Genomic DNA, 22458 nt, shown 5'->3' on the forward strand with positions numbered 1-22458 from the left:
GCGTACGACGTGACCATCATGGACAAGACAGCAGACACCCCGGCGCCCCGCGCCGGAGGGTCGGACGACGCCCCGCTCCTCGAAGTGCGCGACCTGCACGTGGAGTTCCACACCCGGGACGGGGTCGCCAAGGCCGTCAACGGTGTGAACTACAGCGTGAACTCGGGCGAGACCCTGGCCGTGCTCGGCGAGTCCGGTTCCGGCAAGTCCGTGACCGCCCAGGCGATCATGGGCATCCTCGACATGCCGCCCGGCAAGATCCCGCAGGGCCAGATCCTGTACCGCGGCCAGGACATGCTCACCATGAGCTACGAGGAGCGGCGGAAGATCCGCGGCCAGAAGATCGCGATGATCTTCCAGGACGCGCTCTCCTCCCTCAACCCCGTGCTCTCGGTCGGCTACCAGCTCGGCGAGATGTTCCGGGTCCACCAGGGGCTCTCCAAGAAGCAGGCGAAGCTCAAGGCCATCGAGCTGATGGACCGGGTCAAGATCCCTGCCGCCAAGCAGCGGGTCACCGACTACCCGCACCAGTTCTCCGGCGGCATGCGCCAGCGCATCATGATCGCCATGGCGCTGGCCCTGGAGCCGGACCTGATCATCGCGGACGAGCCGACCACCGCGCTCGACGTGACGGTCCAGGCCCAGGTCATGGACCTGCTCAGTGAGCTGCAGACCGAGTTCAACATGGGCCTGATCCTGATCACCCACGACCTCGGCGTCGTCGCCGACGTCGCGGACAAGATCGCGGTCATGTACGCGGGCCGGATCGTCGAGACGGCGCCGGTGCACGAGCTGTACAAGCGGCCCGCGCACCCGTACACCCGCGGTCTGCTCGACTCGATCCCGCGGCTCGACCAGAAGGGCCAGGAGCTCTACGCGATCAAGGGCCTGCCGCCCAACCTGCTCAAGATTCCGTCCGGCTGTGCCTTCAACCCGCGCTGCCCCAAGGCGGAGGACATCTGCCGCACGGAGATTCCGGCCCTGGTGCCGGTCTCCGAGCAGGACGGCACCGAACTGCCCGGTCGCGGCAGCGCCTGCCACTTCTGGAAGGAGACGATCCATGGCTGAGCTCGACAAGACGGACGGTTCCATGGACGCCACCCCGAACGTCACCGAGGTCGTGGCGGTCGACGCCGCCGACGAGACGGCCGCGGTCGCCGCGATCGAGGCCCCGGTGGAGCGCGGCGAGCCGATCCTCCAGGTGCGCAATCTGGTCAAGCACTTCCCGCTGAGCCAGGGCATCCTGTTCAAGCGCCAGGTCGGTGCGGTCAAGGCCGTGGACGGGGTCTCCTTCGACCTCTACCAGGGCGAGACGCTCGGCATCGTCGGCGAGTCCGGCTGTGGCAAGTCCACGGTCGCGCGCCTGCTGATGGCGCTGGAGACGGCCACGTCCGGCGAGGTCTTCTACAAGGGCCAGGACATCACCCGGCTGTCCGGGCGGGCGCTGAAGGCGGTCCGCCGGAACATCCAGATGGTGTTCCAGGACCCGTACACCTCGCTGAACCCGCGCATGACGGTCGGCGACATCATCGGCGAGCCCTTCGACATCCACCCCGAGGTGGCCCCGAAGGGCGACCGGCGGGGCAAGGTCCAGGAGCTGCTGGACGTCGTCGGCCTCAACCCGGAGTACATCAACCGGTACCCGCACCAGTTCTCCGGCGGTCAGCGCCAGCGCATCGGCATCGCCCGCGGCCTCGCGCTCAACCCGGAGATCATCATCTGCGACGAGCCGGTCTCCGCGCTCGACGTGTCGGTGCAGGCGCAGGTCATCAACCTGATGGAGAAGCTCCAGGACGAGTTCAACCTGTCCTACGTCTTCATCGCGCACGACCTGTCGATCGTCCGGCACATCTCCGACCGGGTCGGTGTCATGTACCTCGGCAAGATGGCCGAGATCGGTACCGACGCCGAGATCTACGACCACCCGACGCACCCCTACACCCAGGCGCTGCTGTCGGCGGTCCCGGTCCCGGACCCGGACGCCCGCGAGGGCCGCGAGCGGATCATCCTCACCGGTGACGTCCCGTCGCCGGCGAACCCGCCGTCCGGCTGCCGCTTCCGCACCCGCTGCTGGAAGGCCCAGGACAAGTGCTCCACGGAGATGCCGTTGCTGGCCGTCCCCGAGCGCTTCAAGGGCTCGGACAGCCCCGCGGCGCACGAGTCGGCCTGCCACTTCGCCGAGGAGAAGGACGTCGTCGGCGCGGCTTCGTAGCAGAGCCCGAGTGACGCGGAAGCGCCCGGAACCGATCGGTTCCGGGCGCTTCTCCCTTTTCCCGGGACCGGGCGCGCAGGTGGCTCGGGTCAATGGGCTCACGTGCCCGGTCCCGCGGGGCCGGGGAGCCCTGGGGGACGGGACCGGTCGGGTCCGTGTCCGAGGGCTCCCCGGGGCCGGGCCAGGGGTATCAGGCCCCGGCCTCGGGGTCTTCGGCGGCCCTGTCTTCGGCGGTCTTGTCGAGCTTCGGCCCGGCCGCGGCGTCACGCGCCTTCGGGACGGCCGCGACGGACCGGGCGTCCTCGGGGTGGTGGCAGGCCGTCAGATGGCCCTCCCGGCTGCCCTCCACCCGCACCAGCGGCGGCGCCTCGCTCGCGCACTTGTCCGTCGCCTTCCAGCAACGGGTGCGGAAGCGGCAGCCCGACGGCGGGTTGACCGGGGACGGGACGTCGCCGGTCAGGCGGATGCGCTCCCGGCCCGGCGTGTCCTCGACGGTCACCTCGGGCACGGCGGAGAGCAGCGCCCTGGTGTAGGGGTGACGCGGATTGCCGTACAGGTCCTCGCGGTCGGCGATCTCCACGATCCTGCCGAGGTACATGACCGCGACGCGCTGCGAGAAGTGCCGCACGATGGCCAGGTCGTGGGCGATGAACAGGAACGCGATGCCGAGTTCCCGCTGCAGCTTCTGCAGCAGGTTCACGACCTGGGCCTGGATCGACACGTCCAGCGCCGAGACCGGCTCGTCGGCCACGATCAGCTTCGGTTCCAGGGCGAGCGCGCGGGCCACCCCGATGCGCTGGCGCTGACCGCCGGAGAACTCGTGCGGGAAGCGGTTGTAGTGCTCCGGGTTGAGCCCGACGGTCTCCAGCAGCTCCCGCACGCGCGCCTCGCGCCCGCCCGCGGGGTTGATGTCGTTGATCTCCATCGGCGCGGTGATGATCTTGCCGACGGTCTGCCGCGGGTTCAGCGAGGCGTACGGGTCCTGGAAGATCATCTGGATCTCGGAGCGGACCGGGGCCAGCTCCTTGCGCGAGGCGTGGGTGATGTCCCGCCCGCGGTAGGAGATCTTCCCGGCGGTGGGCTCCAGCAGCCGGGTGATCAGCCGGCCCGTCGTCGACTTGCCGCAGCCGGACTCGCCGACCAGGCCGAGGCTCTCGCCCTCGGAGACGGTGAAGTCCAGCCCGTCGACGGCCTGGACCGCGCCGACCGTCCGCCGGATCGGGAAGCCGCCCTTGATCGGGAAGTGCTTGGTGAGTCCGGAGACGTCCAGGAGGGGATCTTTGCTGCTCATGGTGGGGAAGTCCCGTCTCTTGTACGTCAGTTGGGCCGGGTGCCGGCGAAGTCCGCGAAGAACTCGGCGCGCTGCTCGGCGGTGAGGTGGCAGGCGGCACCGCGTCCGGCGGTGAGCTCCAGCGGCGGCTGCTCGCTCGCGCAGAGCCCGCCGCCGACCTGCTCGGTGAACGAGCAGCGAGGGTGGAAGCGGCAGCCGCTCGGCGGGTTGAGGAGGCTCGGCGGGGAGCCGGGGATCGGCGACAGCGGCACGTCGACCGGGCCGTCCAGACTCGGCATGGAACCCAGCAGACCCCAGGTGTACGGGTGCTGGGGCGACCGCAGCACCTCCTTCTTCGCACCGCGCTCGACGCAGCGCCCGCCGTACATCACCAGCACGTCGTCCGCGATGTCGGCGATGACGCCGAGGTCGTGGGTGATGAAGACGATCGAGGTGCCGGTCTCCTGCTGGAGGTCCTTGAGCAGGTCCATGATCTGGGCCTGCACGGTGACGTCCAGCGCGGTCGTGGGCTCGTCCGCGATCAGCAGCGACGGGTCGCAGACCAGCGCCATGGCGATCATCGCGCGCTGGCGCATGCCGCCGGAGAACTGGTGCGGATAGTCGTCCACCCGCAGGTCGGGCTGGGGGATGCCCACCTTGGTGAGCATCTCGACGGCCCGCGCCCTGGCCTCTCGCTTGGAGGCGCCGGTGTGCTTGCGGAACGTCTCGCCGATCTGCCGGCCGATGGTGTGGTACGGCGACAGCGAGGCCAGCGAGTCCTGGAAGATCATGGCCATCTTGTTGCCGCGCAGCCGCTCCAGCTCCCGCTCCGAGGCGGTCAGCAGGTCCTGCCCGTCGAGCAGGATCTCGCCCTCGATCTCGGTGTGGTCGGGGTGGTGCAGCCCCAGGATCGTCAGGTTGGTGACGGACTTGCCGGAGCCGGACTCGCCCACGATGCCGAGGGTCTTGCCCTTCTCCAGGTCGAAGGACAGCCCGTCGACGGCCTTGACCATGCCGTCTTCGGTGGAGAAGTGCACGCGCAGATCGCGTACGGAGAGGAAGGGGGTGCTCACGGGGTCTCTCCCTAGGCGAGGCGGACGCGCGGGTCGATGAGGGCGTAGACGGCGTCGACGATGATGTTGAAGACGACGATCGCGCCTGCCGCGACCAGGACGACACCGAGCAGCAGGGGCAGGTCGTTGTCGGCGACCGCCTTGATGGAGAGCGCGCCGATGCCGTGCAGACCGAAGGTCTTCTCGGTGATGATCGCGCCGCCGAGCAGGACGCCGAGGTCGAGGCCGAAGATGGTGACGATCGGGCCCATGGCCCCGCGCCAGGCGAATCTGAAGAACACCGTCCGCCGGGACAGGCCCTTGGCGCGTGCGGTGCGCACGTAGTCCTCGCTCAGCGTCTCGACGAGCTGGGAGCGGGCCATGCGGGTGTAGTTGGCGGTGAAGATCAGCGCCAGTACCAGCCAGGGCAGCAGCAGCCCGGAGAACCAGCCGGCGGGGTCCTCGGTGAAGGGGACCTCCTTGGGGCGGCTCAGGATGTGCCACTGGTCCGCGAGGTAGTACATGGCGACCACGCCGACGATGTAGATCTGCATCGAGGAGCCGATCAGCGACGCCGAGGAGGCGACCTTGTCCAGCGCCTTGCCCTGCTTGACCGCGGCGATCATGCCGGTGCCCACACCGAAGATCACGAAGACGAAGGCGCTGCCGATGGAGAGGGAGAGCGTCGTCGGGAAGCGGTCGATGATCGTGCCGAGGACCGGCTCGCGGTTGTGGAACGAGTAACCGAGGCAGGGAGCCGGGCAGTTGCCGAAGGACTGGTACTCCCGGCCCACGAACACACCCTGCAGCCAGTGCCAGAACTGCACCGGCAGCGAGTCGTCGATGCCCAGGTTGTGCTTGACCAGCGCCAGCGTCTCGGGGGTGCACACCTTGCCGCAGGCGGCACGGGCGGGGTCGCGGGGCGCTATGTAGAAGAGGACGAAGGTGATGACACTGATGATCAGCAGGATGACCAGTGCGCCGATTGCCCGGCGGATGAGGAAGCGGAACATGGCGATGGATTTCCCTGGCAGACGCCGACGAGGGGGAGAGGGGCGGGCGGGGCGCCACGGGGGCGCCCCGCCTCGGGAGTGTCGGCGTCAGGCCTTCACGAACAGCTTGTAGAAGACGGCCGAGGAGAACAGCGGGTGGAACATGGCGCCGCCCACCTTCTCGCCGCGGAGGTAGAAGCGGCGCTGGAACGTCTCGGGGATGATCGGCGCCTCCTCCGTCATCATCCGCTTGTCCAGCGCGGCCCAGGCCTTGCCGGCCTCCGCGGGGTCGGCGATGAGGTTGTTCTTCTTGATGGCCTCGTTGACCCAGTCGACGTTCAGCTGCGAGATGTTGTTCGCGCCGTTGGCGATCGTGCTGCCGTCGAAGAGCGGCTGCATCAGGGTGTAGCCGGTCGGCCAGTCCGGGGACCAGCCGAACCACATCACGTCGAAGCTGTTGTCGATCTGCTGGATCTGGTCGTAGTAGCTGGTGGAGTCCAGCTGCTTCATGACCGGGTCGAAACCGGCCGCCTTGAGGGCGTTCTCGATGACGACCTTGGTCTTGTCGTAGGTGTTGCTCTGCGGGAAGGCGTAGACGACCTTCTGGCCTTCCTTGCCGGCTTCCTTCAGCAGCTTCTTCGCCGCCTCCGGGTCGCCCATCGGCTTCTTCAGCTTGCCGTAGACGTCGTCCTTGGCGTAGCCGAGGATGTCGGGGCTGAGGATGGAGGTCGCGTAGTCACCGGCCGAGGGACCACCGTAGATCTTGCGGATCTGCTCCAGCGGCCAGGCGTGGATGAGCGCCTGACGCACCTTCACGTCGGTGATCCGCTTGGTGTTGATCGCGTAGTAGTAGATGCCGGTCAGCAGGCCGTTGAAGGTCCGCTTCTTCAGCTCGGGGTCGGTGAGGACCTTCTGGATGCGCTCGGCCGGGACGCCGCTGTACGCCATGACCGCGTACTGGTCGTCGCCGTCGTTGGCGATCAGGCGGTCGGTGGCCTGGAGGGACTCGGGGCCGAACTCGTAGACGAAGCTGTCCGGGTACGCGTTGCGGATCGAGTCCGTGTTGGGGTCCCAGTGCGGGTTGCGCACCAGCGTCATCGACTTGTCGACGGCGTGCGCCTTGATCCGGTACGGGCCGCAGCTGACCGGGTCCTTGTCGTACTTCTCCTTGGTGTCGCCCTTGACCGGGACGGCGGCGTAGGAGTTCATCGCCAGGGTGAAGTTGAGGTCCAGGCGGGGCTCGGCCAGCTTGAAGGTGATCGTCTTCGCCTTGGCGTCGGTGACGACCGAGTCGAGGTGCTTGCCGCCGTACGGGCCCTTGTACTTCGAGCGGAAGTCGCCCGGCCCGACCAGCGCGTTCTGGACGTAGCCCGCACCCTCGGTGGTGAAGCTGGCGAAGCCGCGCTCGATGCCGTGGCGGACGTCCTCGATGGTGAGCTCGCTGCCGTCCTCCCACTTCAGACCGTCCTTCAGGGTGAAGGTCCAGGTCTTGCCGCCGTCGGACATGGTGCCCGCGTCGGTGGCGAGGTCGCCGACCAGCTTCATCGAGCCGTCCGAGGCGATCTTGTAGCCGGTCAGGCCGCGGATGAAGAGGTCACCGACCGCGGAGTTCCACGAGAAGTAGATGCGCTGCGGGTCCAGGTGCGAGAAGTCGTCCGGGGCGATGCCGCGGATCGTGCCGCCCTTCTTCGCGCCCGGGATCTCGGGGGCGGGACCGGTGGAGTCGGCCTTCGTGCCGACGACGACCGCGCCGGTGTACTTGTCGGCACCGCCGTGCCCGGCGCCCTTGTCGCCCTTCTTGGCCGTGCTGCCGCTGCTGCACGCGGAGAGGAGCATCGAACCGCCGGCCGCGACCGACGTGGCGATGACGAAGTTTCTGCGGGAAAGGGACATGGCTTCCTGCTCTGGTCGATGGAGAGAAACGTTCGATCCGGTGGGCCCCGTCGCCCGGCCGGAGGAAGTGCGGTTCAGCGCTTGGTCTTCGGGTCCAGTGCGTCACGCACCGAGTCGCCCAGCAGGTTGAAGGCGATGACGAAGATCACCATCGCGGCGCCGGGGAAGAGCATGAAGGTGATGTCGCTCTGGTAGACCTCGGAACCGCGCTGGATCATCACGCCCCAGTCGGGTGTCGGGGAGGTCAGTCCGACACCGAGGAAGGCGAGGCCGGCCTCCGCGGTGACGTACAGGGGCAGCGCGAGCGTCGCCTGGATGAGGATCGGCGTCCAGAGGTTGGGCAGCAGTTCCTTGAAGATGATGCGCGCCGGAGACGCTCCCGTGACCTTGGCGGCCTCGACGAACTCCCGCTCGCGCAGGGCGAGTACCTCGCCGCGCAGCAGTCGGGCGATGGAGGCCCAGCCGAATGCGGTCATGACCGTGATGAGGCTGACGACGGTCAGCCAGACCGGGGTGTTCTCCTCCGGGGAGACCAGGATCGAGATCATCACCGGCCAGAAGCCGATGAAGAAGAGCGTGGAGGGGAAGGCCAGCAGGATGTCGATGACCCGGCCCACGAAGTAGTCGGTCTTCCCGCCCAGGTAGCCGGCGGTGATGCCGACGGCGATGCCGATCACCGTCACCAGCAGGGTGGTTGCGGCGGCGATGAGCAGGGAGTTGCGGATCCCGTAGAGCAGGAAGGTGAAGACGTCCCGGCCGAGTCCGGGCTCGATGCCGAACCAGAAGTCGCCGCTGATACCGCCGTTGGGCAGCATCGGGGAGCCGAAGTCGTCCAGCAGGCCGGGTTCGTTCTGCCCGTACGTCGTGTACGGGTCCTTGCCGTACAGCTTCGCGATCAGCGGTGCGCAGATGCCGACCACGAAGAAGAAAATGACTACGTAGGCCGAAATCACGCCGGTACGATCGCGCTTGAAGCGCCGCCAGGCCATCTTGCCCGGGGACCGGCCGTCGCCGCCCTTGGACGCGGCCGGGGCGGGTATCGCCTGCTTCGCATCCTCCGCCTCAACGGGGGCGGCTGCTTGCGGGGTTGGAATCGTCATGGTGCTCCTGGCCCGGAGGGTCGAAGGACTCCGCAGGGCAACACCTACGGGCTACCCGGACTTTTTCAACGCAATTCATGCAGGGTCAATGAATGTCCGAGGCCCTTGGGATGCTCTTTAAGAACTTTGCCAATTCATTGCCTTGAATAGGGCGTGGCTTTGCTTCCACTTTGCTTTTTCGAAGACATGTTCGCGACTTAGCGGCCGAATTCCGGCAATGAGTCCGATATGCGGGCGGGGTTGTCTCGGAATCCGTACATCCGGTCGGGCGGGTTCGCGGACGATGCGCATTCGATGCGCGGCCGTTATCTCTCCGCCGCACGGCGGGTGCGGCGGGGCGGACCGGAGCCGGTCGCGCGGTGCCACTCGGGTGGGGTCCGATGCGCCCGAATGGGTGGAGCAAATGTGCACTATGTCCCTTGTGCGGTGATATTTGACCCCAAGTGAGACGGAGCACGAAGAGGAGGCACTCCATGCGCGGAGCCACACAGGCCAGGTGGGCCGCATGTGCGGTGGTCGTCGCCCTGGCGGCGACGGCATGCGGCGGAGGGGGCAGCAGCAGTGGCGGCGGTGGGGCCGACGGAATCGTGAGCTCCTCCTGGGGTGACCCGCAGAACCCGCTCGAACCGGCGAACACCAACGAGGTGCAGGGCGGCAAGGTCCTCGACATGATCTTCCGGGGACTCAAGAGGTACGACCCGAAGACCGGCGCGGCCGACAACATGCTCGCCGAGAAGATCGAGACCAAGGACAACCAGAACTTCACGATCACCGTGAAGGACGGATGGACCTTCAGCAACGGCGAGAAGGTCACCGCGAAGTCGTTCGTGGACGCCTGGAACTACGGCGCCCTGCTGAAGAACAATCAGAAGAACGCCTATTTCTTCGGCTACATCGACGGCTACGACAAGGTCCACCCCGACTCCGGCGCCGCCACCGCGACGACGCTCTCCGGCCTGAAGACCGTCAACGACCGGACCTTCACGGTCAAGCTGTCGCAGAAGTTCTCCCTCTGGCCGGACACCCTCGGCTACCCGGCCTTCGCCCCGCTGCCCAGGGCGTTCTTCACCGACCACGCCGCCTGGGTGTCCAAGCCGATCGGCAACGGCCCGTACCAGGTCGACAAGTACACCAAGGGCTCCTCGATGAGCCTGCGCAAGTGGGACGAGTACCCCGGCGCCGACAAGGCGCAGAACGGCGGCATCGACCTCAAGGTCTACACCGACAACAACACCGCCTACACGGACCTGACGGCCGGCAACCTCGACCTCGTCGACGACGTGCCCGCCTCGCAGCTGAAGAACGTCAAGGCGGACCTCGGCGACCGCTACATCAACACCCCGGCCGGCATCATCCAGACCCTCGCCTTCCCCTTCTACGACAAGAAGTGGAACACCCCCGGCGGCATCAAGGTCCGCCAGGGCCTGTCGATGGCGATCAACCGGCAGCAGATCACCGACCAGATCTTCCAGAAGACCCGCACCCCCGCCTCCGACTGGACCTCCCCGGTCCTCGGCGCGAAGGGCGGCTTCAAGGAGGGGCTGTGCGGCGCGCCCTGCGAGTACGACGCGGCGAAGGCCAAGAAGCTGGTCCAGGAGGGCGGTGGCATCCCCGGCGGCCAGCTCAAGATCTCGTACAACGCCGACACCGGCTCCCACAAGGAGTGGGTCGACGCCATCTGCAACAGCATCAACAAGGCGATGGGCAACAACAAGGCGTGCGTAGGCGGCCCCATCGGCACCTTCGCCGACTTCCGCAGCCAGGCCTCCCAGCAGAAGCTGACCGGTGCCTGGCGGGCCGGCTGGCAGATGGACTACCCGCTCATCCAGAACTTCCTCCAGCCGCTGTACTACACCGACGCCTCGTCCAACGACGGCAAGTGGAGCAACAAGGAGTTCGACGGCCTGATCGACAAGGCCAACGCCGAGACGGACAAGGCCAAGGCCATCTCGACCTTCCAGGACGCCGAGAAGGTCCTGGCCGACCAGATGCCCGTCATCCCGCTCTGGTACCAGAACGGCAGCGCCGGCTACTCGGACCGGATCTCCGACGTCTCGCTGAACCAGTTCAGCGTCCCGGTGTACGAGCAGATCAAGGTCAAGTGACGCGTCGAGGCCGGGTGGCCGGTGCCCAGAACGCGCCGGCCACCCGGCCTCACCGTCCCCCGACGCGTCACCCCCGAGCCCCTGACCCCCGCGACCTCCGGAGCCCTTCATGGGACGTTATGTGATCCGGCGGCTGCTGCAGATGATCCCGGTCTTCTTCGGCACCACGCTGCTGATCTTCCTCATGGTGAACGTGATGGGCGACCCCATCGCGGGTCTCTGCGGCGAGCGCCAGTGCGACCCGGCGACCGCGGCCCAACTCCGTTCGGAATTCGGCCTCGACAAGCCCGTGTGGCAGCAATACCTCACCTACATGGGCAATGTCTTCACCGGAGACTTCGGCACCGCTTTCAACGGGCAGAAGGTCACCGAGCTGATGGGCACCGCCTTCCCCATCACGATCCGGCTCACCGTCGTGGCGATCGTCTTCGAGATCGTCATCGGCATCAGCCTCGGCGTCGTCACCGGGCTGCGCCGCGGCCGGCCCGTCGACACCACCGTGCTCGTCCTGACCCTGGTCGTCATCTCCGTACCGACCTTCGTCACCGGCCTGCTGCTCCAGCTCCTGCTCGGCGTCGAATGGGGCGTCATCAAACCCTCCGTCTCGCCCGAGGCCCCCCTCAACGAACTGCTGATCCCCGGGCTCGTCCTCGCCTCGGTCTCCCTGGCCTACGTCACCCGGCTCACCCGCACCTCGATCGCCGAGAACGCCCGCGCCGACTACGTCCGCACCGCCGTCGCCAAGGGCCTGCCCCGGCGCCGCGTCGTCGTCCGGCATCTGCTGCGCAACTCGCTGATCCCGGTCGTCACCTTCATCGGCACCGACGTGGGCGCCCTGATGGGCGGGGCGATCGTCACGGAGCGGATCTTCAACATCCACGGCGTCGGCTACCAGCTCTACCAGGGCATCCTGCGCCAGAACTCCCAGACCGTCGTCGGCTTCGTCACGATCCTGGTCCTCGTCTTCCTGGCGGCGAACCTGATCGTCGACCTCCTGTACGCCGTACTCGACCCGAGGATCCGCTATGCCTGAGCAGACACCGGACGAGGCGATCTCGTCCGCCGGAGCGGGAGGTGTGATGGATCTCGCCCTGGAGGAGGGCACGACCCTCGAAAGGACGCCGGGCGGACCCGGGGGCACCGGCCCCGCCGCGAAGCCTCGCAGCCTCTGGTCCGACGCCTGGCGGGACCTGCGCAGCAACCCGGTCTTCATCATCTCCGCCCTGGTCATCCTCTTCCTGGTGATCATCTCGATCTGGCCCTCGCTGATCGCCGACCAGGACCCCCTCGACTGCGACCTGGGCAAGGCCCAGGAGGGCTCCCAGCCCGGCCACCCCTTCGGCTTCGACGGGCAGGGCTGCGACGTCTACACCCGGACCGTCTACGGGGCCAGGAACTCGGTCACCGTGGGCGTCTGCGCCACCCTCGGCGTCACCCTGCTCGGCGGGGTGCTCGGCGGCCTGGCCGGCTTCTTCGGCGGCTGGTGGGACTCGGTCCTCTCCCGCGTCACCGACGTCTTCTTCGGCATCCCCGTGGTCCTCGGCGGCCTGGTCTTCCTCTCCGTGGTCACCAGCTCCACCGTCTGGCCGGTGATCGGCTTCATCGTGCTGCTGGGCTGGCCGCAGATCGCCCGCATCTCCCGCGGCTCCGTGATCACCGCCAAACAGAACGACTACGTGCAGGCGGCGCGGGCGCTCGGCGCCTCCAACACCCGGATGCTGCTGCGCCACATCGCCCCGAACGCCATCGCCCCGGTGATCGTCGTCGCGACCATCGCACTCGGTACGTACATCTCACTGGAGGCGACTCTCTCGTTCCTCGGCGTCGGCCTGAAACCGCCGGCCGTCTCCTGGGGCATCGACATCTCCGCCGCCTCCCAGTACATCCGCAACGCCCCGCACATGCTGCTCTGGCCCGCCGGAGCCCTGGCGATCACCGTGCTCGCCTTCATCATGCTCGGCGACGCGGTGCGCGACGCCCTCGACCCCAAGCTGCGCTGAGGAGCCCGCTGCCATGTTGCTCGAAGTGCGCGATCTGCACGTGGAGTTCCACACCCGCGACGGCGTGGCCAAGGCCGTCAACGGGGTCGACTACTCGGTGGCGGAGGGCGAGACGCTGGCCGTCCTCGGCGAGTCCGGCTCCGGAAAGTCCGTCACCGCCCAGGCGATCATGGGCATCCTCGACATGCCCCCGGGGAGGATCGGCGGCGGCGAGATCCTCTTCAAGGGCCGCGACCTGCTGACGATGAAGCAGGACGAGCGCCGGAGGATCCGCGGCCAGGAAATGGCCATGATCTTCCAGGACGCGCTCTCCTCCCTCAACCCCGTGCTCAGCGTGGGCCAGCAGCTCGGCGAGATGTTCGAGGTGCACCGCGGGATGTCCCGCAAGGACTCCCGGGCGAAGGCCGTCGAGCTGATGGACCGGGTCCGCATCCCGGCCGCGAAGGAACGCGTGGGGAACTACCCGCACCAGTTCTCCGGCGGCATGCGCCAGCGCATCATGATCGCCATGGCGATGGCGCTGGAGCCCTCGCTGATCATCGCGGACGAACCCACCACCGCCCTCGACGTGACCGTCCAGGCCCAGGTGATGGACCTGCTCGCCGAGCTCCAGCGCGAGCTGAACATGGGCCTGATCCTGATCACCCACGACCTGGGCGTGGTCGCGGACGTCGCCGACAAGATCGCCGTGATGTACGCGGGCCGCATCGTCGAGTCCGCCCCCGTCCACGAGATCTACCGGGCGCCCGCCCACCCGTACACCAGGGGCCTGCTCCGGTCGATCCCGCGCCTGGACCAGAAGGGGCGGGAGCTGTACGCGATCAAGGGCCTGCCGCCCAACCTGCTGCACATCCCGCCCGGGTGCGCCTTCAACCCGCGCTGCCCGATGGCCCAGGACATCTGCCGGGACGAGGTGCCGCCGCTGTTCGAGGTGGCCGAGCACCGCAGGAGCGCCTGCTACTTCTGGAAGGAGACGCTCGATGCACGCTGAAGCGCGCGAAGGCGGCGAGCCGATCCTGGAGGTCCGCGACCTGGTCAAGCACTACCCGCTGACCCAGGGCATCCTGATCAAGAAGCAGATCGGCGCGGTCAAGGCGGTCGACGGGGTCTCCTTCGACCTGGCCGCGGGCGAGACGCTCGGCATCGTGGGGGAGTCCGGCTGCGGCAAGTCGACCGTGGCCAAGATGCTGGTGCACCTGGAACGGCCGACGGCCGGCGCGATCAGGTACAAGGGCGAGGACGTCACCAAGCTGTCGGGGCGCGCCCTGAAGGCCGTGCGCCGCAACATCCAGATGGTGTTCCAGGACCCGTACACCTCCCTCAACCCGCGCATGACCGTCGGCGACATCGTCGGGGAGCCGTACGAGATCCACCCCGAGGTGGCCCCGAAGGGCGAGCGGCGCAGGAAGGTCCAGGAACTGCTGGACGTCGTCGGGCTCAACCCGGAGTACATCAACCGCTATCCGCACCAGTTCTCCGGCGGCCAGCGCCAGCGCATCGGCATCGCCCGGGGGCTGGCCCTGAACCCCGAGATCATCGTGGCGGACGAGCCCGTCTCCGCCCTCGACGTCTCCGTCCAGGCGCAGGTCGTCAACCTGCTGGACCGGCTCCAGGCGGAGTTCGGGCTCGCCTACGTCTTCATCGCGCACGACCTGTCGATCGTCCGGCACATCTCCGACCGGGTCGGGGTGATGTACCTGGGCCGGATCGTGGAGATCGGCTCCGACGAGCAGATCTACGAGCACCCCACGCACCCGTACACCCAGGCGCTGCTGTCCGCCGTCCCGGTGCCGGACCCGGCGGCCCGCGAGCACCGGGAGCGGATCATCCTGCACGGCGACGTCCCCTCGCCGGCCAACCCGCCCTCCGGCTGCCGCTTCCGCACCCGGTGCTGGAAGGCGCAGGAGCGGTGCGAGCTGGAGGTGCCGCTGCTGGCGGTCCCGGCCGTCTTCCGGCTGACGGATTCTCCGGCCGAGCACGACTCCGCCTGCCATTTCGCGGAGGAGAAGCAGGTGGTGCCGCCGGAGGGACTGCTGGAGACGCCGGACGAGACGGGTGCGGAGGGCGCGCCGGGTGCGCCGGACGTTGCGGACGGGGAGGGTGCTGCGGACGGGGACGAAGCCGAGGACAAGGGCGGTGGCGGTGGGGCTCCGCCGTCCGGGAGCAGCCGGGTCCTCTGACCCGGGGCGCGTCGACCCGGCGGCAACCCGGCCGTCCCGCGTCCGACACACGAACCGGCCGGCATGGTCGGCGTACGGCCGGGCGGGTGCCGTGGACCGGCCGGGAGCCCGCACGACCTCCCGGCCGGTTGCCCGTTCGCGCACCACGCGGACGAACCCCTTGTTCGAAAGCGCACCGACGGTGGAGGATCGCTCGCGTGATACTCACTCGGGGGGCAAGGGTCACCGGCGCCGTTCTCTGCGCGGTGCTCGCGGCGATCGTCGCGGGCTGGATCGTACGGGACGTCGGGGCCGTCGACGAGCCCGTGCGGCTGTGGCAGCACTGGGCCGGTTACTACGACGCACAGCTTCGGGTGCCGCCCGCCACCTCGGCCTACGACGTGGTGCTGCTCCTCGTGTACCTCGCCGCGGCCGTCGCCGCCCTGCGTTCGTCGGTGGCCGCCCACGCACTGGTCGCGGCCGGAGCGGTCACGATCGCCATGCGGCTCCCCGGGCTCTGGATCATCGGCGACACGGGGCCGACCGCCCGGTACACCGACGACCTCCGCACCCGCGCCCTGCTCAGCGCCTTCGTGGCGCTCGCCGCGGGCATCGCACTGATCATCACCGCCGGGGCCGGCCGCAGGGCGCCGAGCGACCCCTCCGAGCGTCTCCCGGCCCGTCCGGGGCAGGGTGCGGGCGTGATCGCCTTCCTGGCCCTCGGCGCGGCGGGGGCGGTCATGACCGCCTGGGAGATCCGCCAGGCGGTGCGGTTCTCCGACGCCCCCTTCGACATCTACCCCGACTGGTACATCGGCGGGGACCGGATTCCGCACGGGCTGACCGACCCGCCGCCCGGCTGGTTCACGGTGCTCCTGGTGCTGTGCTGCCTGTTCGCGGCGGTGAGCGCGCTGTCCCGGGCCGCGCACGCGCGGCCGTTCGGCCTGATCGCCGCCGGGCTGCTGCTGTTCGGCGGGGTGCTGGGCGTGGCCCGCTCCGTGCACCACGACATGCTGACGCGTTTCGGCGGGATGCTCGTGGAGGAGCAACTCCTCGTGCTGACCTCGTTCTTCGAGCTGGCGGTCGGCGCCGTGGCGCTGCTGGCGATGTCCCTGCCGGGCCCCGCCGACGTCCCCGGCCCGCCCCAGCCGGGCTACGGACCGGGGTACGGGCAGGGGTACGGCCATCCGCAGCCCGGCGCCTTCGGCCCGCCGCCGCCGTCCCAGCCGCCGCCCGGCTGGTGACGGACCGCCGTCCGGAAGCACCCCTTCCGCCCGGCCGGTGAGGCCGGGCCGGTGAGGCCGGGCCGACCGCCCCGGAAGTACGTGACGGCCGGGGCGGTACGTGATGGCCGGGGCGGTTGGCCCGGGGGCCGGGGCGGCCTACCCGTTCAGGCCCAACGACCGCTTCAGGAAGTCGACCTGGAGCAGCAGCAGGTTCTCCGCCACCTGTTCCTGCGGCGTCATGTGCGTCACCCCGCTGAGCGGCAGCACCTCGTGCGGGCGTCCGGCCGAGAGCAGCGCCGACGAGAGCCTGAGCGAGTGCGCGACCACCACGTTGTCGTCCGCCAGACCGTGGACGATCATCATCGGCCGCACCTGGTCGGCGGCCTCCGAGAGCCCCTCGTCCGTGATCACCGAGTTGCGCGCGTACACCTCGGGCTGCTTCGCCGGGTCGCCGAGGTAACGCTCGGTGTAGTGGGTGTCGTAGAGCCGCTGGTCGGTCACCGGCGCGCCCACCACCGCCGCGTGGAACACATCGGGCCGACGCAGCACGGCCAGGGCCGCCAGGTACCCGCCGAACGACCAGCCGCGGATCGCCACCTTGCCGCGGTCCAGCGGGAACCGGTCGGCCAGCGCGTGCAGCGCCTCGATCTGGTCGTCCACCACCGTCCGGGCCATGTTGTCCTTGATGGCCTTCTCCCAGGCCGGTGAACGCCCCGGCGTGCCCCGGCCGTCCGCGACCACGACCGCGAAGCCCTGGTTCGCGAACCACTGCGAGGTCAGATGCGGATTGTGGGCGGCGAGCACCCGGCGGCCGTGCGGCCCGCCGTACGGGTCCATCAGGACCGGAAGCGGGCCGTCCGACTCGTCGTACCCCTCGGGGAGCAGCACGGCGCACGGAATTCGCCGTGCGCCCCCCTCCGTGAGGTGGGCGCGAGCGGAGAGAACCGGCCGCTCGGCGTGGTCCGCCACCGTGGCGACCGACTTGCCGTCCCGGAACACCTCGGCACGGGCGCCCGGCCGGTCGGGCACCTGGGAGACCAGCACCGTCACCCCGCCCGCGCGCACCGCCGAATGCACTCCGGCCCCTTCGGAAACCCGCTCCACACCCAGCTCGTTGACCCGGTAGACGTGGGTCTCGCCGATCTCCGGCACCGCGGCCTCCGCACCGGCCGACGCCGACACCAGGATGTCGGACTCCCCGATGTCCAGGACCGCCCGGAGCTGCAACTGCGCCCCGGTCAGCAGCCGGTCGCCCACCGCGAGCACCCGGGCCCCGCCCTCGTCGGCGATCCGCACGAGCCGTCCGTCCGGCGTCCAGGCCGGCACCCCGGGGAAGATTTCCAGCCACACCGGGTCCTCGTCGACGTGCACCGTCCGCGTCGCACCGGTCTCCGTGTCCACCGCCAGGAAGAGCTGGCTCTGCTGGTCCCGGGCCTGGACGAGCAGCAGCGGCGCACCGTCCGACGACCAGTGCACCTGGGCCAGGTAGGGGTGGCGGGCCCGGTCCCAGACCACTTCGGTGCGGGCGCCGTCCAGGCCCACGACGAAGAGCCGCACCTCGGCGTTGGGCGTTCCGGCCGCCGGGTAGGCGACCTCGGCGGGCCTGCGGTCGGGGTGCGCGGGGTCGGCGATCCACCACCGTTGCACGGGGCTGTCGTCGACCCGGGCGACCAGCAGCCGGTCCGAGTCGGGCGACCACCAGAAGCCCCGCGACCGCTGCATCTCCTCGGCCGCGACGAACTCCGCGAGGCCGTACGAGACGTTCTCCCCGTCCGGTTCGGCGAGCGCCCGGTCCCCGTCGCCCTCCGCGCCCACGACGCGCAGCTCACCCTTGGACACGTATGCGACGTGTCGTCCGTCCGGTGACGGTCGAGGGTCGATCACCGGGCCCGGAACCGGCAGTGCGCGGGCCGTTCCCGCCCTCAGTTCGGCGACGTACACCTTCCCGGAGAGTGCGAAAGCGGCCAACTCGGCCGCCGCGTCGACCGCGTAGCCGACGATCCCGGAGGAGCCCTCGCGGCTGCGTTCGCGCCGGGCCCGCTCCTGCGCCGACAGCCGTTCCGTCGAACCGCCCAGCAGGGCAACGGGGTCGGCGACCACGCGTTCCTGCGGCGTACCGCCCTTCGGCAGGTCCATGACCCACAGCCGGCCCGACCGGTCCGTACCCGATTCCGAGCGGATGAAGACCACCCGCTCCCCGTCGGGGGAGACGGTGAAGGCGCGGGGTGCGCCGAGGCTGAAACGCATCGTTCTGGCGTGTTGGCGGGGGAACGAGATCTTCTGCGAAGTCATGGGTCGAACCTAGCCCCCGACCGTCCGGTCGTGCGCCCCTCGTGCTGCTGTGCTCCGAACAATGCGTTGGCACGGATAGTTATGATCCGTAGCGCTCGGTGGGTATGAACCTGCTGGCTCCGTGTGCTGCCCGTCCCGACCGTATTGATGGAACTGATGGAGGTGAACCGCCGTGGCACTCTCGATTTCGGCGGTGGTGCTGCTGGCGATCGTCGTCTTCCTGCTGATCCGGAAAGCCGGACTGAAGGGCGGACATGCGGTGGTCTGCGCGCTGCTCGGTTTCTATCTCGCAAGCTCGTCGATCGCTCCCACCATTTCGGAGCTGACCACGAACGTGGCGGGCATGATCGGCGGCATCAAGTTCTGAGCCCTTCCCGTGGGTGGACGGCCGGTTCCGAGCCCTGTCCGCGGGTGGACGGCCGGTGCGTCGTCGGTGGGTGTCCGGTGTGCGGTGGGTGCGCGTACGGTGCGCGGGCGGTGATCGGTCCGCCCGGCTCGTAGGGTGTTCCCCATGACGGACCATCCCGCCCGGCGTCTGCTCCTGGTGCACGCGCACCCCGACGACGAGTCGATCAACAACGGCGCCACCATGGCCAAGTACGCGGCCGAAGGCGCCCAGGTCACCCTGGTGACCTGCACACTCGGCGAGGAGGGCGAGATCATCCCGCCCGCCCTCGCCCATCTCGCCTCCGACCGGGACGATGCCCTGGGCCCGTACCGGCAGGGCGAACTCGCCGCGGCGATGAAGGAGCTGGGGGTCACCGACCACCGGCTCCTCGGTGGCCCCGGCCGCTTCCGCGACTCCGGAATGATGGGCGCCGAGCAGAACCACCGCCCCGGCGCCTTCTGGTCGGCCGACGTGGACGACGCCGCCGCACACCTGGTGGAGGTGATCCGCGAGGCGCGCCCGCAGGTCCTCGTCACCTACGACCCCGACGGCGGCTACGGCCACCCCGACCACATCCAGGCGCACCGGGTCGCGATGCGCGCCGCGGACCTCGCCGCCGATCCCGCGTACCGCGCCGGGTCCGGCGCCCCGCACGCCATCGCCAAGATCTACTGGAACCGGGTGCCGCGCTCGGTCGCCGAGGAGGGCTTCGCCCGCCTGCGGGCCACGGCGCCGGACGCCTTCCCGGGAATCGCCGCCCTCGACGACGTGCCGGGCGTGGTCGACGACGCGTCGGTCACCACGCGGATCGACGGCTCGGCCCACGCCGCGGCCAAGAGCGCGGCGATGGCGGCGCACGCCACGCAGATCGCCGTGGACGGCCCGTTCTTCGCCCTCTCCAACGACCTGGGCCAGCCCGTCTTCACCACCGAGTACTACGAGTTGGTGCGCGGTGAGTCCGGAGCCCCCCGGGGCGCCCGGGAGGACGATCTGTTCGCGGGTGTGGCGGGAGCGGAGCGATGAGCGGCGGGCAGCAGCGCGCGCCGCGCTCCGGGAGCTCCGCGGCCACCGGCCTCGCCGCCCCCGTCAACGCCGGGCGGATCGCCGTCTACGTGGGCCTCGCCCTGCTCGGCGCGCTCGTCGGGATCACCGGGGCGCTCGTCCAGGCCGCCTGGTTCCCCGCCGGACTGCTGCTCGCACTGCTGGCCGCCGCCGGTCTCTTCTACGGCGGGCGCCGGGTCTTCGACACCCAGACCGGCGCCTTCGCACCCGCCGCGGGCTGGCTGATTTCGATCGTTGTTCTGCTCGGTGGGCGGCCGGAGGGCGACTATGTCTTCGGCGACGAACTGGGCCTGATCCTCTTCATGCTCGGCGGAATGGTCGTCGCTGTGATCTGTGCCACCATGTCGCGGTCGCTTCTGCGGGGCGCCGACAGCGGCCGACCCGGCAAGTAATGTGCCACGTCCGATCCCGTAATGCCCCTTGTCCTTCCGGCGGCCACCCGGCCGTTTCCCCCGGTCGCGGGGTGTCTGCCGGTGGCGGCCAGTATGGTGGTTCGCGCGCCGAGCCGTCCCCTGGCCTGCGGCATGGGGGAAGTACGGGCGGCGGAGCCAATCGGGAGAACCTGCTTTGAGTCGTGAAACTGACAGTTCGTCCTCCGGGCCCCAGGGGCGCGGAGGAGCCGCGTACCCTTCGGGGACTCCGCCGTACGGATCCCGCCAGTATCCGTCGCCGCACCCTTCGCAGGACGCACCGGAGGGGGCCCCGGAGCCTGCGGACCCGCCTCGGTCCGACGAACCGAAGACCGAGACGACGCTGACGACGCGCATCCGGATCAACATCCCGGGGTCGCGCCCCATCCCGCCCGTCGTCATGCGTACGCCCGTGGGCGACGCCGACACGGAGGGCGTCGAGCGCACGGGCAGTGTTCCGCGCCCCGCCCAGCCCGCGTCGGACGGCGCCCCGGACACGTCCGAGACCGCACCGGGCGCCGAGGCGCGGACGGGTGCCGCGACGGCCGAACAGGCCGCCGAGAAGTCGGCCAAGGAGCAGAGCAGCAGCGACTGGTTCGCTCCGCGCAAGCCCCTCACCAGTACCTCGAATCCCGCGCCCTCCGGCGGCGGCACGCTCGGCGGCAACGCACCCCTCGGCGGCACGCTCGGCGGCAACGCACCCCTCGGCGGTCCGGTCGGGGGCGGCGGCACCCTCGGCGGCAACGCGCCTCTCGGTGGCCCCTCCGGCGGCGGCCCGGCCAACGGCGCGGACCGTCCCGCGCCCACCCCGCCCCGCCCCGACCTGCCGTACTTCTCGGACGGTCCGCAGCACACGGGCGGCCAGGGCGTCCCCCGCCTCGACGGCGACGACTTCGGCTCCGACGCTCCCACGGGCGGCCCGCACGCCACGCCGAACCTCGGCGTGCGTACGCAGCCTCCCGCCGGTCCCACCACGGGGCCGGTCGCCGGTACGTCGTCCCTCACCCCGGACCTCGACGGCCCGGCCGCCCCCGGCGCCGGTGGCGGTGTGCCGCCGCGGATGTCGGACGACACGGCGGTGCTGACGCCGCAGTTCGCGGCCCCGGCCCCGGCAGGGCCCGACGGCAACGTCTCCGGTGACACGCTCACCAGCGGCATCCCCGTCGTTCCGCCGGAGCGCCGGCCCGCCTCCCTGTTCCCGTCCCCGCCCGGTCTCGGCGATCGGATCGGTTCGGCGTCCGGCGGCCCGAGCGACCCGATGGGCACCGGCCCCGCCGGTCCCGGCGGTCCCGCCGCGCCCACCCGTCCCGAACCGGCCTCCTCGTCGTCCTCGTCCGCGCCCGCGAAGAAGGGCCGCTCCAAGCTGGTCCTCCTCGGCGTGGGCGTCGTCGGCCTGGTCGGTGTCGCGTACGGCGCCGGACTGCTGATGAACCACTCCGAAGTCCCCAAGGGCACCACCGTCCTCGGCGTCGACATCGGCGGCGGCACGAAGGAGGACGGTGTCGCGAAGCTGAACGCGGCCCTCGGCAAGCGCGCCGAGGCCCCTCTCCAGCTGTCCGTGGCCGGCAAGAAGACCGAACTCGTGCCGGACAAGGCGGGGCTCGCCCTGGACAGCCAGGAGACCGTGCGCTCCGCGGCGGGCAGCGACTACAACCCGGTCTCCGTCATCGGCTCCCTGTTCGGCAGCAAGCGCACCGTCGACCCGGTGATCCCGGTCGACGAGGAGAAGCTCGGCGTCGCGCTGACGGACCTGGCGGGCGTCTCCGGCTCGGCCAGCGACGGCACGATCAAGTTCGAGCCGGGCAAGGTCACCGCCGTACCCGGCAAGGCGGGCAAGGCACTGGACGTCAATCAGTCGATGATCTCGGTCCGCGACGCGTACCGCACCCAGGTGCAGACCGGCCGGTCGAACGTCGTTGAACTGCCCGTCACCACGCGCGAGCCCACCATCGGCCAGGCCGAACTGGACCGGGCGATGAAGGAGTTCGCGAAGCCCGCGATGTCCGACGTGGTCACGATCAAGGCAGGGCCGGAGGAGATCCAGTTCGGCCCCCTCAAGTCGCTGCCGCAGATCCTCTCGATGGTGCCGGTGGACGGGAAGCTGGTCCCGCACTACGACAAGAAGGCCATCGACAGCCTGTGCGGGGGCGTATTCGACGGTGTCATGATCACCAAGGGTGACGGCAAGAAGCACCAGCTGAACGCCGACGACGTGGCGGCGGCCATGCAGGGCGTACTGCTCGGCAAGACGACCGCCGAGCGGACCGCAGTCATCGACCTCGGTGGCAACGGCTGAC

18 protein-coding genes are annotated in these 22458 nt (G+C 69.8%); 12 read left to right on the top strand and 6 right to left on the bottom strand.

Going from position 1 to position 22458, the window contains the following annotated elements; translation table 11 throughout:
- The first annotated feature begins 9 nt into the window (after window positions 1-9).
- Both ACWCXX_RS24460 and ACWCXX_RS24465 read left to right on the top strand, forming a co-directional pair.
- Complete coding sequence (locus ACWCXX_RS24460; RefSeq protein ID WP_451130597.1) at window positions 10-1068, top strand: ABC transporter ATP-binding protein; 1059 nt, start codon at window positions 10-12, stop codon at window positions 1066-1068.
- The gene (locus ACWCXX_RS24465) at window positions 1061-2212 is read left to right on the top strand and encodes an ABC transporter ATP-binding protein (protein ID WP_451130599.1); all 1152 of its coding nucleotides are present in this window, start codon (window positions 1061-1063) and stop codon (window positions 2210-2212) included. The genes ACWCXX_RS24460 and ACWCXX_RS24465 overlap by 8 nt, the downstream gene beginning before the upstream one ends.
- Window positions 2213-2402: 190 nt before the next feature.
- Here ACWCXX_RS24465 and ACWCXX_RS24470 read toward each other — a convergent pair whose 3' ends face one another.
- The 5 genes from ACWCXX_RS24470 to ACWCXX_RS24490 form a co-directional block, all read right to left on the bottom strand.
- Window positions 2403-3503, bottom strand: coding sequence for an ABC transporter ATP-binding protein (locus ACWCXX_RS24470; protein ID WP_451130601.1), 1101 nt, complete (start codon window positions 3501-3503; stop codon window positions 2403-2405).
- 26 nt (window positions 3504-3529) lie between these two features.
- Window positions 3530-4495, bottom strand: a complete 966-nt coding sequence (locus ACWCXX_RS24475; protein WP_451130667.1) for an ABC transporter ATP-binding protein — start codon at window positions 4493-4495, stop codon at window positions 3530-3532.
- A gap of 71 nt (window positions 4496-4566) precedes the next feature.
- A complete protein-coding gene (locus tag ACWCXX_RS24480) occupies window positions 4567-5547 on the bottom strand; it encodes an ABC transporter permease (RefSeq protein WP_451130603.1) in 981 nt (326 codons plus the stop codon).
- A gap of 87 nt (window positions 5548-5634) precedes the next feature.
- Window positions 5635-7419, bottom strand: coding sequence for an ABC transporter substrate-binding protein (locus tag ACWCXX_RS24485; protein WP_451130605.1), 1785 nt, complete (start codon window positions 7417-7419; stop codon window positions 5635-5637).
- Between the two features lie 74 nt (window positions 7420-7493).
- Window positions 7494-8519, bottom strand: coding sequence for an ABC transporter permease (locus tag ACWCXX_RS24490; RefSeq protein ID WP_451130607.1), 1026 nt, complete (start codon window positions 8517-8519; stop codon window positions 7494-7496).
- A gap of 473 nt (window positions 8520-8992) precedes the next feature.
- Here ACWCXX_RS24490 and ACWCXX_RS24495 point away from each other — a divergent pair, with 473 nt between their 5' ends.
- The 6 genes from ACWCXX_RS24495 (at window position 8993) to ACWCXX_RS24520 (ending at window position 16027) form a co-directional block, all read left to right on the top strand.
- The gene (locus ACWCXX_RS24495) at window positions 8993-10624 is read left to right on the top strand and encodes a peptide ABC transporter substrate-binding protein (protein ID WP_451130609.1); all 1632 of its coding nucleotides are present in this window, start codon (window positions 8993-8995) and stop codon (window positions 10622-10624) included.
- 109 nt (window positions 10625-10733) lie between these two features.
- On the top strand, window positions 10734-11657 hold the full coding sequence (locus ACWCXX_RS24500; RefSeq protein WP_451130611.1) for an ABC transporter permease: 924 nt from the start codon (window positions 10734-10736) through the stop codon (window positions 11655-11657).
- The gene (locus ACWCXX_RS24505) at window positions 11650-12624 is read left to right on the top strand and encodes an ABC transporter permease (protein ID WP_451130613.1); all 975 of its coding nucleotides are present in this window, start codon (window positions 11650-11652) and stop codon (window positions 12622-12624) included. The genes ACWCXX_RS24500 and ACWCXX_RS24505 overlap by 8 nt, the downstream gene beginning before the upstream one ends.
- Before the next feature lie 13 nt (window positions 12625-12637).
- Window positions 12638-13615, top strand: coding sequence for an ABC transporter ATP-binding protein (locus tag ACWCXX_RS24510; protein ID WP_451130615.1), 978 nt, complete (start codon window positions 12638-12640; stop codon window positions 13613-13615).
- Complete coding sequence (locus ACWCXX_RS24515) at window positions 13605-14804, top strand: ABC transporter ATP-binding protein (protein ID WP_451130617.1); 1200 nt, start codon at window positions 13605-13607, stop codon at window positions 14802-14804. Before ACWCXX_RS24510 ends, ACWCXX_RS24515 begins: the two co-directional genes overlap by 11 nt.
- A gap of 197 nt (window positions 14805-15001) precedes the next feature.
- Window positions 15002-16027: a hypothetical protein gene (locus ACWCXX_RS24520; RefSeq protein WP_451130619.1), complete on the top strand. Its 1026-nt coding sequence runs from the start codon at window positions 15002-15004 to the stop codon at window positions 16025-16027.
- Window positions 16028-16165: 138 nt separating this feature from the next.
- On the opposite strand, the gene ACWCXX_RS24525 is transcribed toward ACWCXX_RS24520, so the two are convergent.
- Window positions 16166-18301 (bottom strand): prolyl oligopeptidase family serine peptidase, encoded by a 2136-nt coding sequence (locus ACWCXX_RS24525; protein ID WP_451130621.1) that lies wholly within the window; start codon window positions 18299-18301, stop codon window positions 16166-16168.
- 172 nt (window positions 18302-18473) lie between these two features.
- Between ACWCXX_RS24525 and ACWCXX_RS24530 the strand changes: the two genes are divergently transcribed.
- From ACWCXX_RS24530 to ACWCXX_RS24545, 4 genes are all read left to right on the top strand, one after another.
- Window positions 18474-18668 carry a hypothetical protein gene (locus ACWCXX_RS24530; RefSeq protein WP_148839028.1) on the top strand — a complete coding sequence of 65 codons (195 nt, stop codon included), beginning with the start codon at window positions 18474-18476 and terminating at the stop codon, window positions 18666-18668.
- A 144-nt stretch (window positions 18669-18812) separates the two neighbouring features.
- Window positions 18813-19712, top strand: coding sequence for an N-acetyl-1-D-myo-inositol-2-amino-2-deoxy-alpha-D-glucopyranoside deacetylase (gene mshB / locus ACWCXX_RS24535; protein ID WP_451130623.1), 900 nt, complete (start codon window positions 18813-18815; stop codon window positions 19710-19712).
- Window positions 19709-20143 (top strand): DUF6113 family protein, encoded by a 435-nt coding sequence (locus ACWCXX_RS24540; protein ID WP_451130625.1) that lies wholly within the window; start codon window positions 19709-19711, stop codon window positions 20141-20143. The genes mshB and ACWCXX_RS24540 overlap by 4 nt, the downstream gene beginning before the upstream one ends.
- Before the next feature lie 175 nt (window positions 20144-20318).
- Complete coding sequence (locus ACWCXX_RS24545) at window positions 20319-22457, top strand: hypothetical protein (protein WP_451130627.1); 2139 nt, start codon at window positions 20319-20321, stop codon at window positions 22455-22457.
- Window position 22458: the final 1 nt, after the last annotated feature.

Source organism: Streptomyces sp. NPDC001732, assembly GCF_053596315.1.

Bases quoted from the DNA above. Each gene is read 5' to 3' on its own strand.
- ACWCXX_RS24465 (WP_451130599.1), top strand. From the start codon at position 1,061: ATGGCTGAGCTCGACAAGACGGACGGTTCCATGGACGCCACCCCGAAC.
- ACWCXX_RS24470 (WP_451130601.1), bottom strand. From the start codon at position 3,503: ATGAGCAGCAAAGATCCCCTCCTGGACGTCTCCGGACTCACCAAGCAC.
- ACWCXX_RS24475 (WP_451130667.1), bottom strand. From the start codon at position 4,495: ATGGTCAAGGCCGTCGACGGGCTGTCCTTCGACCTGGAGAAGGGCAAG.
- ACWCXX_RS24480 (WP_451130603.1), bottom strand. From the start codon at position 5,547: ATGTTCCGCTTCCTCATCCGCCGGGCAATCGGCGCACTGGTCATCCTG.
- ACWCXX_RS24485 (WP_451130605.1), bottom strand. From the start codon at position 7,419: ATGTCCCTTTCCCGCAGAAACTTCGTCATCGCCACGTCGGTCGCGGCC.
- ACWCXX_RS24490 (WP_451130607.1), bottom strand. From the start codon at position 8,519: ATGACGATTCCAACCCCGCAAGCAGCCGCCCCCGTTGAGGCGGAGGAT.
- ACWCXX_RS24495 (WP_451130609.1), top strand. From the start codon at position 8,993: ATGCGCGGAGCCACACAGGCCAGGTGGGCCGCATGTGCGGTGGTCGTC.
- ACWCXX_RS24500 (WP_451130611.1), top strand. From the start codon at position 10,734: ATGGGACGTTATGTGATCCGGCGGCTGCTGCAGATGATCCCGGTCTTC.
- ACWCXX_RS24505 (WP_451130613.1), top strand. From the start codon at position 11,650: ATGCCTGAGCAGACACCGGACGAGGCGATCTCGTCCGCCGGAGCGGGA.
- ACWCXX_RS24510 (WP_451130615.1), top strand. From the start codon at position 12,638: ATGTTGCTCGAAGTGCGCGATCTGCACGTGGAGTTCCACACCCGCGAC.
- ACWCXX_RS24515 (WP_451130617.1), top strand. From the start codon at position 13,605: ATGCACGCTGAAGCGCGCGAAGGCGGCGAGCCGATCCTGGAGGTCCGC.
- ACWCXX_RS24525 (WP_451130621.1), bottom strand. From the start codon at position 18,301: ATGACTTCGCAGAAGATCTCGTTCCCCCGCCAACACGCCAGAACGATG.
- mshB (WP_451130623.1), top strand. From the start codon at position 18,813: ATGACGGACCATCCCGCCCGGCGTCTGCTCCTGGTGCACGCGCACCCC.
- ACWCXX_RS24540 (WP_451130625.1), top strand. From the start codon at position 19,709: ATGAGCGGCGGGCAGCAGCGCGCGCCGCGCTCCGGGAGCTCCGCGGCC.